A 15,673-nucleotide genomic window follows, 5' to 3' on the forward strand; every position below is an offset into this window, starting at 1 on the left:
AGACGTTTTCAAGACACAGAGAGGATTTTAAAAGAGCAATCTTTAGAAACTGAACGGATTTTAAAAGAACAAGCCCAAAAAACCGATCAACAAATTAAACAAGTCAACAAACAAATCGGCACTTTAGGTAATCGTTTAGGGGAATTTGTGGAGTGGCAAGTTCGCCCCTCGGCGGTAAAATTATTTAAAGAAAGAAATATTGATGTTCACGAATTACATTCTAATATCTCCGTCAAACGTGAGGGCGGTGGCTTAGAAATTGATTTATTAGTTGTTAATGACATAGAAGTTGTTTTGGTGGAAGTGAAAAGTAAATTAACGGAAAAAGATATAGACCAACATTTAGAGCGTTTAGATAAGTTTAAAACATTGATGCCTCGCTATGAACAGATGAAGGCTTATGGGGCGGTGGGCGCTATGGTGGTGACAGATGAGGTGGCAAATTACGCTTACAGCAAAGGATTATTCGTTTTAGCGCCCTCCGGCGATCATATTATCATAAAAAATAGTCCCGAATTTAATCCGCATATTTGGTAAGTAAGTAAGCAAAATTCATTGTGTATTTTATTTTTCTTAAAGCTATAATAACAAAGGAAGGCAAGAGGGCAACAAGCAGGGGGTTTTCATTCTCAAATTTTTAGTTGAGACAAAGTAATAAGTTTTGATTCTTTTTGATGAAAAAAGATTCTTCCAGAGGTTTTTAACTATTAACTAATTAAATAATAGAAAATATTGCTCCCCTCTCCTGTGGGAGAGGGGTTGGGGGTGAGGGTAAAGCATTTTGATGCCAACTTTGAAAACGCCCTGCTTAATAAGGGAGATTTAGGGAAATCTGAAACTTTTAAAACAGATAACTAAAATGCAAACTAGCTTACAATGAACGAAGAAAAATACAATAATGGTATAAATTATGGCTACCACGGCGGATGATGTTTGGCAACTATTGGGGGAATTGACTATCGCTCAAAAAGAAACAGAAAGACGTTTTCAAGACACAGAGAGGATTTTAAAAGAGCAATCTTTAGAAACTGAACGGATTTTAAAAGAACAAGCCCAAAAAACCGATCAACAAATTAAACAAGTCAACAAACAAATCGGCACTTTAGGTAATCGTTTAGGGGAATTTGTGGAGTGGCAAGTTCGCCCCTCGGCGGTAAAATTATTTAAAGAAAGAAATATTGATGTTCACGAATTACATTCTAATATCTCCGTCAAACGTGAGGGCGGTGGCTTAGAAATTGATTTATTAGTTGTTAATGACATAGAAGTTGTTTTGGTGGAAGTGAAAAGTAAATTAACGGAAAAAGATATAGACCAACATTTAGAGCGTTTAGATAAGTTTAAAACATTGATGCCTCGCTATGAACAGATGAAGGCTTATGGGGCGGTGGGCGCTATGGTGGTGACAGATGAGGTGGCAAATTACGCTTATAGTAGAGGATTATTCGTTTTAGCGCCCTCCGGCGATCATATTATCATTAAGAATAGTCCAGACTTTAAACCACATATTTGGTAAATTAAGATTATGGTCAATTTTTTATCACCTTTGGGCTTATCCTTTCAGAAAATCGTTATTTTAGCTCAAATCGAAGTACCAAAAGGATTGTCAGAAGATTTAGTCAATAAGATTACTTGGCAAAAAATTCTTTTTGGTTTAGTTGCTATTTTTATTGCCTATGGCGCAACTACTGTAATCCAAAAAGTGACTAATTGGCTAGCGGAAAAAGTGCCTCGCAGTTACCGATTACTAATTAAACAATCTTTACCCTTTTGGAAGGGATTAATTTTAGTTATTACCATCGCTTATCTAGTTCACCTATTCCTTAATCTTTCAGAAGCTAATTTGATCGCCTTAACTGGTACATTGGCGGTGGCGCTCGGTTTTGCCTTCAAAGACTATATTAGCTCGATTATTGCTGGGGTAGTTGCCCTATTTGAGACACCCTATCGAGTGGGAGACCGAATTTCTATCGCTGATCATTATGGTGAAGTGGTGGGTTATGGTTTGAGGGGTATTCAAATTCAAACCCCTGATGATAATTTGGTGACTATCCCCCATAATAAGACATGGACAGAACCCATTTCTAATGCTAATGCTGGGGAATTAGAGGCGCAGGTAGCTACGGAGTTTTTTTTGGATCATCAAGCGGATCATGAAAAAGTCATTGATATTCTTTATCAAGCCGCCTACAGTAGCAGATATACTCAGTTAAAGTTACCTATTGTGGTGGTGATGAAGGAGGAAATATGGGGAACTCGTTTTAAGTTACGTTGTTATCCTATGGATGCGAGGGATGAATTTGTCTATCAAACTGATTTGATTCGTCGTGTGAAACAAGCGTTTCTTATTCATCAAATGCCTTATTGTCGGGCGCCGATGATTAGTGACACTTTATTATAATTTTGATGCTTGTGGTATGCCTTATATCTTATAAATCAACATTACTAAATTAATCAGCGTATGCTTTAAAAACACCTTATCATCTCTACAAGAGAAAACCAGACAAGGTGTTAACTTTTATTTTTCATGAGCAAAAATTTAGTCTATTTTGTCATTTTTATCTTGATTAGGCTTTTTTCTACGAGATGTGAGGATTAAACCTCCTAAACCGAGAATGGGGATGAGTGCGCTGGGTTCAGGTACTTCAGCGCTGTTAAATTGAACCAGATCAAATTGAGCATCTAAATTATTTGCTCTACCTTCAATGGCAAATGAAATCACATCAATATCGGTAAAATCGATATTCGTAAAAAGCCCTAAATCAAACTGTACAGTTCTTGTAGTTTCAGATGGAGCAAAAGCGACGAGGTCTTGAGACAAAGACTGAATAATAGGTGTACCTCCTAAATCACTGGTAAAATTTAAAGTTAACATCGCATCTTGGTCTAGGTCGCTAAAAATAAATTCAAAAAAATCAAAAGCACTCAAATCGAAGTCTCTTGCGTTTCCAGACCCCAGATTTAAACCAGCCCCATTTGCGTTGTAAGTAGCAGTGCCTCTACTATTGAATCCACCTTGATTTCCTATTAGCAGAAATTGTCCATCTGTACTACGACCGAAGTTCGCTGAGTTTCGAATAACTGCAGGTGTCGTCCCATTCAAATTACTTCCGGCTATATCGAATTGTCTTGAGCCACCTACTACGTTTGCTTCATTAAATCCAGTTTGAGTATTGGTTAGCACCCCAGTACCATTAAAATAAACACACTGACCATAGTTCAGAAAGCTACAGGAATCATTTGCAGTTCCAGCTTGACTGAAATCATCAATAGTAAGGGTAGCGCCCTTCGCCTCTCCCTGTAGAGCTATAGTAAAAAAAGAACTAATCAAAACACCATAGGCAATTGATTTTATTTGATTGCTGATTGGCATAATTTAAACTATGTTAATTATCACCTGAATTATATCATTAAAATTATAAAATAGCGCAAATAAATTTTAGGAATTGTGCAAAGTTTTATTGCCCTCACCCCAACCCCTCTCCCACAGGAGAGGGGCTTTTTTTTTTGTTGTATATGATTAATTAATTATTCTTTTGGTGTGGGAAATTGGTTAACAATATCGATGCTGAGGTGGAGGGCGCCCTCCCCCTTAGTAGTAAAATTAATTGTTGATTTACTTCAGAATGTAAAATCTTCCAAAAAAATTAATAAAAAATGCGCATAAATTCCCAAAACTTTCCTGATAATTAGATAGAGAGAAAAATCAAGACCGAGGGGAATTGTGACTATGCTAGAAAATATCGATTTATCCCAAACCTTCAATATCGCCATTTTGGGAAGGAGTAACACAGGCAAAAGTTCCTTAATGAATGCCTTGTTAAAATTAAGTCGCAAGGAAGCCTTACAAGTCAGCAAAGTAGGAATACAACCTAACTTAACAAAAGATTTTGCGATTCAAAAATTTTTTAATGATGATATTTATTTAATTGATACCCCTCCTATACATGATGAATATTTTGAAAATCATAAAATCATAAATATAATCAATGATATGGATTTAGTCATTCTCGTTATTGACGGTTATCCAGTGTATGGACATAAATACATTTTTCAAAAACTAAGTATCTATAAATCTAATGTATTTGTTGTTTTAAATGGTATTGATAAATGGGATAACTGCTTTTCTGATTGGATAAATTATACCGTCTCTCAATGGGCTAACTATCTCAATGTTGATAAAATTTATTTAACTTGCACAAGAGGTTATAATCCCACAGAAGATAGCCCAAAAATGGACATTCGAGGAGTAGATTTATTGCGTCAAGATATTAATAATTTTGTTAACCAAAAAATTAGACAAAAACATAAAAATATTTTAATGGAATCAGCCGTTAAATTTAAAGCAAACGAGAATAAAGATTTATTAACGTCAAAAGATAAGAAACAAATAATTTCTACTTCAGAATTACAATCAGCTTTAAAATCCTGTCAACAAACTGCTTACATCTCTTGTGAAATCGCTTTAAAATATAGTAATGAAATTAATAAAATATTACGAAATCTTATCAAGAGTTTAGATCAGGAAATCTCCATATCACATCAACACAAAAATAAAGAGCTTAAAAAATCATTTGACCAAGTTATCTCAGCTATTAAAGAGATTTTAAATAAAGATATTGACGAATTAAAATCATCTTTAGCTAAGAAAAAAATACATTTATCAGATTATAGTATCGTCTTATTTGGACGCACAAGAGCTGGAAAAAGCACTCTTAGGGAAGCCTTAACTAATGGTGATGGTAGCACCATCGGCAAGGGAGGGCAACGCACCACCAGAGATGTCCACGAATATCAATGGAATCATCTACGATTGATAGATACTCCGGGTATTGAAGCCTATAACGGAGAAGAAGATACCCATAAGGCAACAAAAAAGGTTGATGAAGCGGATATGGTGTTATTCCTCACTAGCGATGATTCGGTGCAACCCGGAGAATTTGAAGAAATGGCAAGGTTAACCCAAATCAATAAGCCTTTTATTGTTCTTTTAAATGTTAAGACAAAATTAGAAACTGAAACACAATTAAATAGATTTTTAACTAAACCAGACAGAATTTTTGATCAGGAAAGATTATCAGGACATCATAATCATATCCAAAAATGCGTTAGTCAACATCTCAATATTAATCAAGTTCAAATTATTGATATTCAAGCAAGGGCTGGATTTTTAAGTAATTTACCAGAATATAAGAATTATAAAACTAAATTATGGGAATTAAGTCGATTAGATCAAGTTTATTCCATTATTGCAGAAGATATTTATAGTAATGGCAATAAAAGACGGGCTTCTACATTTTTTGATGGCACAAAAGTCTTGATAAATAACATAAAACAACAATTATTAATTATTAAACAAGATATTAATTCTCAAATTACTTTTTTACAGAAAGAAGAAAAAGAATTAAAAAAACTATTTAATGATTTTATTAAAGATAAGGATAAAAAAATTGATACTGACGTAAGAGCTATATTTAGTCGATTTACACAAACAATTCCAGCCTTTATTGATGAAACAGCAGGGAAAAAAAATGCTGAAACAAAATGGAAAGATAAACAAAAAGAATTAGAAGACAAGCTAAAAGAATCTATACCTACAATATTTAAAACGATGGAGATAGAATTAAAAGAAAAACTCTCAGAATTTGAAAAAGAATATAGTTATGATGCCAAAAATATAAATTTTAATATCAATTTTGACAAGGTAAATGAAGGAATATTTGGCAATGTACTTAGAGGCTTAGGTATATTATTAGGTGCGATAGGTGTGGCAGTCTTTTTTTCCAATCCTGTTATTCCGGCTATTGGTCTTGGTTTAACTGCTATTTTTAATTGGATTTCTGATAAGGTGAAAAAAGATGAAAAAAGAAAATTCAATGAAGAAAAGGAAAAAAGAAAAAATGATCTAGTTGCACAATTAAAGAAGAAAGAAAAAGAATTAATAATTGAACTCCAAAATGAAGTTAAGCCAAAACTAAAAGAGATTGAAAAAGATATTTTATCTCCTTTAGAATTTTCTCTTAAAGAGTTATCATTTATTAACCAACAAATATTTATAGCTGAACAGGCAATAGAAAAACAACTGAATGAGTTAAAAAATGATCATGAACTGATGGAACAAAGTTTCAATGACTAATAATATAGCAATTATTGTGACGATTAGGCACAAGACGATCCCCCTAAATCCCCCTTAAAAAGGGGGACTTGACAATAATCAATGTACCTCATTATCATGAAAAACTAAACAATAAACCATTATAAAATTAAGAGACTTAAACTATGTCTAATTTAAAATTTACTCAACAATCTGAAGCTGTTAATAATTTAGTTAAATTCAGTTTAGCTAGATTAAGTAATTATTCACATCCTGAAGTTCAAATGTTATTAGAAGACTATAATAACTTTTGGCATGAGCATCAAAAACAGCCAACTTTAACCATTTCTTTTATTGGTCAATATAATGCAGGAAAATCTACTTTAATTAAATCATTAACCGGAGATTCAGCTATTGCCATTAGTTCTGAAATTTGCACGGATAAAATAACAGAATATAGTTGGAATGATGTTTTATTAGTTGATACGCCCGGAATTTACGCAGGAAGAAATGATCATGATGAAATCACCCTCAATAAAATTTCTCGCTCAGATTTATTAGTTTTTGTTGTGCCAAATGAATTATTTAATCCTCAAGGTGCTGAGTTTTTTAAACGAGTGGCAGAAGATATGCAAAGAGTTGGACAAATGATGTTAGTTATTAATAAAATGAGTCGTGAAACAGGAGAAATAAGTGAACTTTTAAAAACTATTCAAGAAGTGCTGAAACCTCATCACCATCAAGATTTTTATACCTGTTTTATTGATGCTAATTATTATTTAGAATCTCGTTATGAAAATGATGAAGATGAGAAAGAGTTTTTATTAGAAGAATCTAATTTTAATAATTTCTTGGAATCTTTGGAAATACTTATTGAGAATAATAAATTATCAGCAAAGTTAATTACCCCTTTACATAAATTATCTGATTTACTAACAATATTATCAAATCAGTTTAATCAGGAAGAAAATGTGGGTAATAACTTATTGGAATTATTAAGACGAAAAGAAAGTATTTTAAAAGCATCTCAGGTTAGAGCAAAAAATATTTATATTTCTGCTTTAGATCAATTAGAGCATGAAATAATTATGATTGGTGATAAAGTAGCCAATAAAATAGATGGAAACCACCAAGAAGATGAAATTAGGGAAGAAATTAATAATTGTGATAACGAGATGAAAATATTAACGGAAACAACGATCAATAATATTAATAATGATTTAAAATCAGAAATTGAGGATCTCGAAAATAAATTACAAGAATTAGAAGATTCTCCGTTAGGAAAGGCTATTGAATTAGAGTTACAAGAAATGAAGAAAAATTCAGACTACAATCATAAAAATTTAAACTCTAATTATGCTGTGGGAAAAGTTGCATCTAATACCCTTCACAGTGTCGGAAGTTTCGCATCTAAAGCTACGAGAAATTTTGTTTATGACGCTGGAAAAATGTTAGGGGTAAAATTCAAGCCTTGGGGCGCATTTAAGATGGCTAAAAATATTAGATTTGCTGGTCCTCTTTTAGCTGTATTTGGCGTGGGAATTGATCTATTTATGGCGTTTAAGGAAGAAGGTGATCGAGCTAAATATGAAGAAGAATTACAGAAAGGAAGAACCGATGTAAGACAAGATTATCGTAATTTAGCCAAAGAAATCAGCAACGATTATAAAGTCAGTATTGCCAATTCTTTAGATTTTTATAATGAGGAAATATATGACTTAAATTTAAAAAGAAATGAATTGATTGAAAAGGATCAAACAAAAGAAAAAATGATGAAAGAAGTTAAGGAATTATTAATCAAAGTTAAGTATGAAATTAGTAAGTTGAGCAATTAAAAAACTAAATTATAATATAGAGTTATGGGCCTGGCTGGGGTGGCGCGCGCCACCATTATCTTAATTTTGACTAGCTTTAATAACATCTTCAAGGGGTAACTCTAAACGAGTAGCAATTTCTTCCACACTCATGCCCAGTTGTCTTAAAAGTGGCACTGTTTTTAACTTTCCTTGTTTTTCACCTTCTAACTTCCCTTCTAACTTCCCCTCTAACTTCCCTCGCTGTTCGCTTTCCCGTTGAATTTCAGCCATTTTATCACGGTAGATTTGTCTTAAACTCATGATTAATACCTCATCTTCTTTGATTTGTTTTTGTCTTTGTTTCGTTTCCAATTTATCTAACAGCCCATAGACTAATTCTAATACACTATCTCGATAAGGATAATCTCTCGGTAATTCTTTTACTTCTTCAATGGCTTTAATTTGTTTGTTGCCTTTCCCTAAAATTCTTAACCATAAGGTATTTCTATCTTCTGGTAATTGATGAATCGCTACTATTCCACTATTGAAGCCTTCTGGCAGGAAATAAATACCCTTTTCCCAATTTTCTTTGGCATTCGCTCCAAATTGTTTTAGGAGAGTCGGGGAAATAGTCGGGGTGATAATCCATAAAAAAGCTGGTTTTCCTTCAATATTATCTTTTTTCGTTAAGTTTATGTCTCGATTTTGTACAGCAATTAATTTAAAAACACATTCTTTGATTTGTTGAGGGGTAACTGCATTACGATATACTTCTATTAAACAGGTGGAGTGCGCTAGTTTCCCTAATAATCCTAACGTCTCAGGTGTCGTTGGTACTGGTTTAGTAGGGGTGAATAACAAATCGACCTCCTTTTTCTCACTCAGAATATCAACAGAAGGCTCAACAATACCGTAGTCTTGATACAATTCCGGTAAATATTCTTTAGCAAACTCGTCATGGGGAAATTGAGACATTAGTCAAAAGGGCAAACAGTAAAGGGCAACGGATGAATTTAAAGATAGCTTGAAGTACCATTGAATTGAAAAGAAGGGATTTAAGAACCCTTCTTACAACGAAAATTAAATAGGAAAACGTTTCATTTTCAGAAAAGCCTCTTGGGCATTTTCTAATAACTGATAGTCAATACTATGAATTTGAGGAATTTGACATAATACATCCACCGTGCGCCGTAAAACTCGTACAATATCGCCCTCATCAAGGGTAGTGCTAGAACAAAGTTCATCCCATGTTACCCCTTGACACCAAGCCTCAGATAAACCAATTACATCCCTTTCCAAATACACAGGCATCGTCACCTCACGGCGATTTTGAGATTGATATAACTTGCGTCTCATTTCGGAAATTTCCTGCTCAGGATTGTAGGAATTATCGTCATCCATTTTCATTACCCCCAGCGCCCTCAACACCTCCAATGACGGTTGATAACTAACCCAAGTATCAAAACGGGGAGGCTCACTAATTAAAGCAGTGATAGCGGAGGCGAGATGATGGGGAGGTAAAGGATTTAGGCGCCCGGAAGTTAGCGCTAAAGCTAACCATAACTCATTTTCCCCTCGTAATACCGATGCCACTTCTCCTAATGTAGTGGGTTTGTAACCATCCAGCGCCCGAAACTCTTGCAAAATCTCAATTAGAGCCAAAAATTCTTGCCAATAATACGAACTATTGGACTTGAGACGCTGATACTGACTTTGAATTTTGGTTAATTCGTCTTTGATTTCTAGGCGTTTACGATTAGCGCGCATCAACACCCCAATTTTATCTACCTTATCCAACGGATGTTGTTTGATCAAATTTTCCACCGCTTCGATGCGTTTTTCTTGACTGATAATCTCTTCACTGGTGGTATTGTAAGGTTGCTCATATTCCTGAATTAAATTACTCACAGGGGCGCTATTTTCGTCTCCTTCGCCCCATTTACCCACACTAGGATTAGTTAGTTCTGGTAAGTATAAATTTTCTACTAAATTAGGGGGAATTGAAGCGGAGTTAATATCCACAACATCGCTAGGAGAGGCAACATACCAACAGTTATCCTTCCCTAAACAAAGTAAAAATTCTTGATTACTTTGGCTAATTTTTCCGACCAAAACCCCTTCCGTAACGTAAGCATTTTTGCGATTTTCACGGTTTAAACTCAAAATACTTCCTAATGGTAAATCAGCTAAAAAAGGCATAATTTGCTTTGCTCTTTCCTGTCGCCAATTTTTCTGAAATAACTTGAGGATTTTTTTCTCTTGTTTTAGCCTCTCTTTCAGTTTTTCATAACCTGCTAAATCTCTACTATTATGCCCAGCGAGGGTGACATCGAGGCGCGCTAATTCTCTGGTGTAATTAGACATTGCCTCTTCTTGAGGATTTAATTGTAATTTGGCTAAATATTCCGCAAAACTTAACTCTAATAGTTGTTTGGCTTCCGCTAAACTGTGTTTTTGTAACAGATTTAACACCATACCATAACTCGGAGTGAACCAACTCCGTAACGGTTCGGGGGGCGCTTTGGCTAACTGAGAAGCCATCATTACGCCTTCGTAGGGGGTTTGCACGGTGATAACGTACCCCACCTCATCCATACCCCTTCTTCCTGCCCTCCCAGCGATTTGCAGGAACTCTGAGGGGGTTAAATTACGGATACCGTCATCGCCTCTTTTCCTTAATGCGGAAATAACGGTGGTGCGCGCTGGCATATTAATTCCGGCGGCGAGGGTAGCAGTAGCAAAAACAATTTTGATCAAACCTTGTTCAAATAAGCGCTCTACTAATTCTTTCCAAGCGGGTAAAATACCGGCATGGTGCGCTGCGATGCCTCTGGTTAAGGGTTCGAGTTGATTTGCCCTGACTAATTCGCTATTATCTCCTAAAAACCGTAAAATTCTTTCTTTTAAGAGGGGTTGAGCGGTTAAAAATTCGATTAATTCAGTACCTGAGTTCTCTTTTTTCTTGATAAAGTTATCAATTTTATCGTAGGTCATTTCATGCTCTTTTCTGGCAAAATCGCTGATTTTATCTTGTAGTTCTATACTTTCTAATAATAAAAAATTCAGCAAATACAATAATATGTTTTTGCTTTCTGCTACTGTTACAAGGTTAACATAATTAAGACTATCAACAGCTTGATCGCAACCTTTACGACTAAAGATGATGTAAATTGCTGGAAGCATCTTTTGGTTATTTAACTGCTGTACTAGTCCTTTTATCGTAGGGCAGTTTTGACGATCAAATCTTCCTCTTTTATTCGTTTTTAAAAGAGGTTTTAATTTAGGATTAAGTTTAGTATTTTTATTATCTTTAAAAAGATTTTCTACACCTTTACTATGACTAAAATAAAATTTTAAAGGCACGGGACGAAAATCAGAATAAACTAATTCACAACGACTAAAATCTCCTTGTTGAAAATGATAACGGCGCACGTTATTAATCCAGTCACAAAGTTGCTGAGGATTACCCACCGTGGCACTGAGGGCGACTAATTGAATATGAGGGGGGCAATAAATGATTGATTCTTCCCACACTGTACCACGACCCGGATCATTAATATAATGGCATTCATCTAATACAACGCTCTGTACATTACGCACGGATGTGCCAACTTGCCCGATGGGAGTATCATAAAGCATATTGCGAAAAATTTCCGTGGTCATAACAACGATGGGTGCATCAGCATTAATGGAAACATCACCAGTAATTAAACCAATTTCTCGGTAAATGCCTAATTCTTTATTGAAATTTTGTCCAAATTTTTGCTGAAAGTCTCGAAATTTTTGGTTAGAAAGGGCTTTGAGGGGGGTGGTGTAGAATACCCTTTGCCCACTAATTAACGCCCGATAAATAGCATACTCCCCAATCAGAGTTTTTCCTGAACCAGTAGGGGCGCTGACTAAGACTGATTTTCCTTCATCCAGAAGGGTTATGGCTTCAACTTGAAATTGATCTAGCGCAAAGGGAAACAGGGTTTTAAAATCTAATTTTAGGGGATTCATCAGGTTATGATTCAATAGTAGTTTTTTAGTCACCTTAGTAAACTATGACTAATACTATTGATTTTAACCAAGAAACTATAAATTATGAATTATGAATTAATAGGTAGGTAAAGAATTAATTAGGCTTTGCTGAAAAAGTGGTGTTGTGAGGGAAGTGGATAGTGGATAGTAAAAAGGTTTATAAGTTAAAAATTCTAGCATAATGATAGCCTTTTAAAAATTCCCAGCTTTTATCAATGACTGTTGATTTATAATAAAGGAATACAGTATTTTGAGAGAAAAAAGTTAATCTAGTTTCGGGCTAGAAGCCCGAAATACGATGAAAAAAAGTTATGACTCTTCTACAGTAGTTATGACAAATTAATAATAAATGAGGAATAAAACCTTTGAGATATAATAGTTTCGATATTTTAAAAATGCAATTGTTATAAATTTATGGTTGGCATTTCACCTAATACCTGACACCTTTTTTTAGACATAATTTATCATACTCAAAGTGATAGAGCCAAAAGTTATTTTAATTTTCATCTGAAATGGAAGGGCGATAAGTGAAACTTAAAAGATAAGTTTTTATAGCATCCAAAAAACCTAAAAAATAAAATACACCTCGTAAAATTACTTTATCAAAAGAACCACTTTTATTACAAGGAGGATTACCTAAGACGTGACAATCAAACAACTTGCGATAAAAGCGCCCTTGCTGTGGCAGTGTCAAATTTTTTAAGCCCATTAAAAAATGATTATGGTAAAAGGCTAACTGATAACTAAAAGATTTGGTAGCAATGTCATGACATCCCCCTGTTTCTTCTCCTAAATGAATTAATCTTGATTCTGGATCAAACCAAATATAATAACCTGTCTGGCGTAAGCGCAAACAAAAATCTGACTCTTCCCTCACTGCACTACCCCTAAATCTCTCATCAAACCAAATATTATGTTTAGTAAAAATATCGCGCCGAAAAGACATATTACAACCCCTCGCTGTAATGATTTTTTGAGCTTTGATTAAATAAACAAAATCAAGATGATACCAAGCCAAGCCCGGATCACTCGCTAAGGGGTCTAAGTTTTGTTTTAAGGTAGTGGAATAACCTTTTTCTCCTGTTTCGGCATTCAGTGACTTCATGCGGTCTAGCACCCTTCCAGCTACTGCTCCCAGTTGAGGATTATTAAGATAATTTTGGACGTGATTAAACAAATATTCGTCAGGAAGTTGCACATCATCATCAATGAAAATAATGATTTCCCCAGCGCCCTTCGCCACTCCATAATTTCGAGCTTTTGGTAAACTTGCCCACTTGACTCGATACCATTTTATAGTTTTAGCTTTATGTTGCGCCCTTAAAAAAGATTCAACTTCGCTGGTATGTTCGAGGGTTTGATCCACTACAATGACTTCAAAACGAGGATATTCTTGTTTTAAGACATCATTAATAGAATCCACCAGCGCCCTCTCCCGTCTATAGGTAGGGATGACTATGGAAACTAAGGGAAAAATTGACATGGTTTTGATTGGGTGTTAAATTTTAGGCGTTGCTGATTTTAGCTATTATTAAATATCCTGCGGTATTTTTAGTTATTCGGGAATTTGTTCTAAAAAGATTATATCTTCGTAATTTACCCACCGTGTAATGAATTACACGGAACCAACGGAATTACGTTCAATAAATTGAACTAAGATTATTTTTAGTATCTGGCTTAACTCTTTAATTTATAAGTATTTTACCCGACACCTGACACCCAAAACCTGATACCTCCCCTCATAACATTATTCTTGTTGATGGGAAAATTGATAAGCGCCAATGAAAGCAAGAATAATGGCGATAATTCCTAAAACGGGAATACTATACCAAGGAAATTGGGATAACGGCTGATAAGCGGCGGCGCGGAGGGCGCTGGTGGTATAAGTTAAGGGTAAACAGTAAACAACAATTTTGAGAAAAAGTGGTAAGGTTTGGGGTACAAAAAAAGTTCCTCCTAAAAAAGACATGGGTACTATTAAAAAATTGTTGTACAGCCCCACTGCTTCAAGGGATTTCACCCTTAAGCCGATAATTACCCCAATTCCAGCAAAAACGGCACAATTAAGCACTACAACCGTCAAAAATAGGGGATTAATAAAACTAAAAATTTTACCTGTAAAAATTACCGCCACGAGGATAACAGAAAATGCTGTCATTAATCCCCTGATAATACCTGCTAAAACTTTGCCGAGATGTAGGGCGAGGGGATGCACTGGTAATAATAGCAATTCTTCAAAGGTTTTGCTAAATAGTCTGTCGCCACAAATGGAAAAAGTTGTACCGCCAAAACTAATCGTCATGGAGGATAGGGCTACCATGCCGGGTAAAATAAATTCGAGATAGCTATTGCCGACGGGAGGGGCGCTGACTCGATCAATTGTACTACCTAACCCTAAACCAAAGGCTAAAACATAGATTAATGGTGAAATTAACCCGGTGGCAGCAATTTGGGTGAGGCGCGCTCGCAAGTCTAGCCATTCTGCCCAAAAAATGGTTAGGGTGTCAGCAAAAATCAATTTGAGGGGATAAGATTTAGTCATGAAAATAATTGATAATTGATAAGAAATAATGAATTATTACATAATATCCCTTTTCTCTCTGCCTACCTTGCTCAATATAAAAGAGGCATCCCAGAGTTAACAGTGGAGTTTGGTTCCCGCCATAGTTGCTCTAAGCGGTGAGCTGGTATGGTTAAATATAAAATATCATTACTTTCTAACTCTGTTTTGAGTAAATCCCCACTGTGGAGATTTTTTCCGCCTCGACTGAGGTAAAGAGGCACAAAATCTGCTTGAGGAGCAACTTTTTCGATTTTTTGACCACAAAAGGGATGATGATTCGGTGTAATCATGGTGGCTAGGGCAATCCATAACAAGGATGATTTTCGTTGATAACCTCTTCCCTTAGCGCCCATGATTGCTCAAATAATTTCAAATGCCCGATGGCTTTATTCCCAGTAGCAGCAAAAGCGAAGATGGGCGCCGCTAAAGATGGTACACTCATGGAAAAATGATCGCTCAAAGTGTGGTCTAATCTTTCCCCTAAAGTATGATTATTTAAACGATTGATAATTCTGATATTAGGATTTAAAGTTTTTGCCACCGTAACGAGGGCAACATTGAGGGCATCATCACTAATGATCAAATACCCCATTAGTTTTGCTTACCCACTTATGAAAATGTAGTAAATTAGAAATAACATTTTTTTAGTAACAATTAAATGATGAATATAGAAGTTATATCCCCATTTAAAAATAATAGTCGATTATCATTAGAGGGCATTATCAGTATTCAAATAATAGAAAATATCCCCATTCTTCGAGCTTCTTCTGCTATTAATAATCGCATTAATGAATTAATAGAAAAGCAAAAAGAATCAGAACTTAATCTTCAAGAAGAAGAAGAATTAGATTGCTATGAAGAAATCGATGATTATCTAAGTTTTATTAATCAGACTATTCGTAATTTAAACTTGGAAAAAAATCAAAAATAATTGATACAAATGAGCAATTTATGAAAAGTAACTATTTGGCTAAAGTCTTTAATTTACAAGCATTTCACCGCGAAACCTGACACCCGAAGCCTGACACCTCCCCTCACCAAAATACTTTTTCAGCAACCCCTATTTAATCCTAGAAAAGAAAAATGGAATAAACATTTTATCTTGAAATGTGAGTGAAAGACCCCCGTTGAATTTCTCAACAAAAAAAATACCCACTGAAATCAACGGGGGATGTAAACGAACCAACAAAAAAATCG

The 15,673-nt window shown here is 34.9% G+C and carries 12 protein-coding genes and 1 pseudogene; 6 read left to right on the forward strand and 7 right to left on the reverse strand.

The features are described 5' to 3' along the window. The first annotated feature begins 24 nt into the window (after window positions 1-24). From IGQ45_04135 to IGQ45_04145, 3 genes are all read left to right on the forward strand, one after another. Window positions 25-537, forward strand: a complete 513-nt coding sequence (locus tag IGQ45_04135; protein MBF2056416.1) for a hypothetical protein — start codon at window positions 25-27, stop codon at window positions 535-537. 373 nt (window positions 538-910) lie between these two features. Further along, window positions 911-1,516, forward strand: coding sequence for a hypothetical protein (locus IGQ45_04140; GenBank protein MBF2056417.1), 606 nt, complete (start codon window positions 911-913; stop codon window positions 1,514-1,516). A 9-nt stretch (window positions 1,517-1,525) separates the two neighbouring features. After that, window positions 1,526-2,401 carry a mechanosensitive ion channel family protein gene (locus IGQ45_04145; protein ID MBF2056418.1) on the forward strand — a complete coding sequence of 292 codons (876 nt, stop codon included), beginning with the start codon at window positions 1,526-1,528 and terminating at the stop codon, window positions 2,399-2,401. 138 nt (window positions 2,402-2,539) lie between these two features. Here IGQ45_04145 and IGQ45_04150 read toward each other — a convergent pair whose 3' ends face one another. Further along, window positions 2,540-3,373 (reverse strand): PEP-CTERM sorting domain-containing protein, encoded by an 834-nt coding sequence (locus IGQ45_04150; GenBank protein MBF2056419.1) that lies wholly within the window; start codon window positions 3,371-3,373, stop codon window positions 2,540-2,542. Between the two features lie 357 nt (window positions 3,374-3,730). Here IGQ45_04150 and IGQ45_04155 point away from each other — a divergent pair, with 357 nt between their 5' ends. Beyond that, window positions 3,731-6,136: a 50S ribosome-binding GTPase gene (locus IGQ45_04155; protein ID MBF2056420.1), complete on the forward strand. Its 2,406-nt coding sequence runs from the start codon at window positions 3,731-3,733 to the stop codon at window positions 6,134-6,136. 143 nt (window positions 6,137-6,279) lie between these two features. Continuing rightward, window positions 6,280-7,929 (forward strand): 50S ribosome-binding GTPase, encoded by a 1,650-nt coding sequence (locus tag IGQ45_04160; GenBank protein MBF2056421.1) that lies wholly within the window; start codon window positions 6,280-6,282, stop codon window positions 7,927-7,929. Between the two features lie 60 nt (window positions 7,930-7,989). Here the strand turns inward: IGQ45_04160 and IGQ45_04165 are convergent, their stop codons facing one another. The 6 genes and pseudogenes from IGQ45_04165 to IGQ45_04190 form a co-directional block, all read right to left on the reverse strand. Beyond that, window positions 7,990-8,865 carry an Rpn family recombination-promoting nuclease/putative transposase gene (locus tag IGQ45_04165; protein ID MBF2056422.1) on the reverse strand — a complete coding sequence of 292 codons (876 nt, stop codon included), beginning with the start codon at window positions 8,863-8,865 and terminating at the stop codon, window positions 7,990-7,992. A 105-nt stretch (window positions 8,866-8,970) separates the two neighbouring features. After that, a complete protein-coding gene (locus IGQ45_04170) occupies window positions 8,971-11,892 on the reverse strand; it encodes a DEAD/DEAH box helicase (protein MBF2056423.1) in 2,922 nt (973 codons plus the stop codon). A gap of 517 nt (window positions 11,893-12,409) precedes the next feature. Then, window positions 12,410-13,396 (reverse strand): glycosyltransferase family 2 protein, encoded by a 987-nt coding sequence (locus IGQ45_04175; protein MBF2056424.1) that lies wholly within the window; start codon window positions 13,394-13,396, stop codon window positions 12,410-12,412. Window positions 13,397-13,660: 264 nt separating this feature from the next. Next, window positions 13,661-14,455 (reverse strand): ABC transporter permease, encoded by a 795-nt coding sequence (locus IGQ45_04180; protein ID MBF2056425.1) that lies wholly within the window; start codon window positions 14,453-14,455, stop codon window positions 13,661-13,663. 71 nt (window positions 14,456-14,526) lie between these two features. Beyond that, window positions 14,527-14,829: a hypothetical protein gene (locus tag IGQ45_04185; GenBank protein ID MBF2056426.1), complete on the reverse strand. Its 303-nt coding sequence runs from the start codon at window positions 14,827-14,829 to the stop codon at window positions 14,527-14,529. Further along, window positions 14,778-15,059 (reverse strand): annotated as a pseudogene (locus IGQ45_04190) (potassium channel protein). The gene IGQ45_04185 and the pseudogene IGQ45_04190 overlap by 52 nt, the downstream one beginning before the upstream one ends. 78 nt (window positions 15,060-15,137) lie before the next feature. On the opposite strand from IGQ45_04190, the gene IGQ45_04195 reads away from it, so the two are divergent. Further along, window positions 15,138-15,407, forward strand: a complete 270-nt coding sequence (locus tag IGQ45_04195) for a hypothetical protein (protein ID MBF2056427.1) — start codon at window positions 15,138-15,140, stop codon at window positions 15,405-15,407. Window positions 15,408-15,673: the final 266 nt, after the last annotated feature.

Origin of the sequence: Cyanobacterium sp. T60_A2020_053 (assembly GCA_015272165.1) — a bacterium.
GTDB lineage: Bacteria > Cyanobacteriota > Cyanobacteriia > Cyanobacteriales > Cyanobacteriaceae > Cyanobacterium.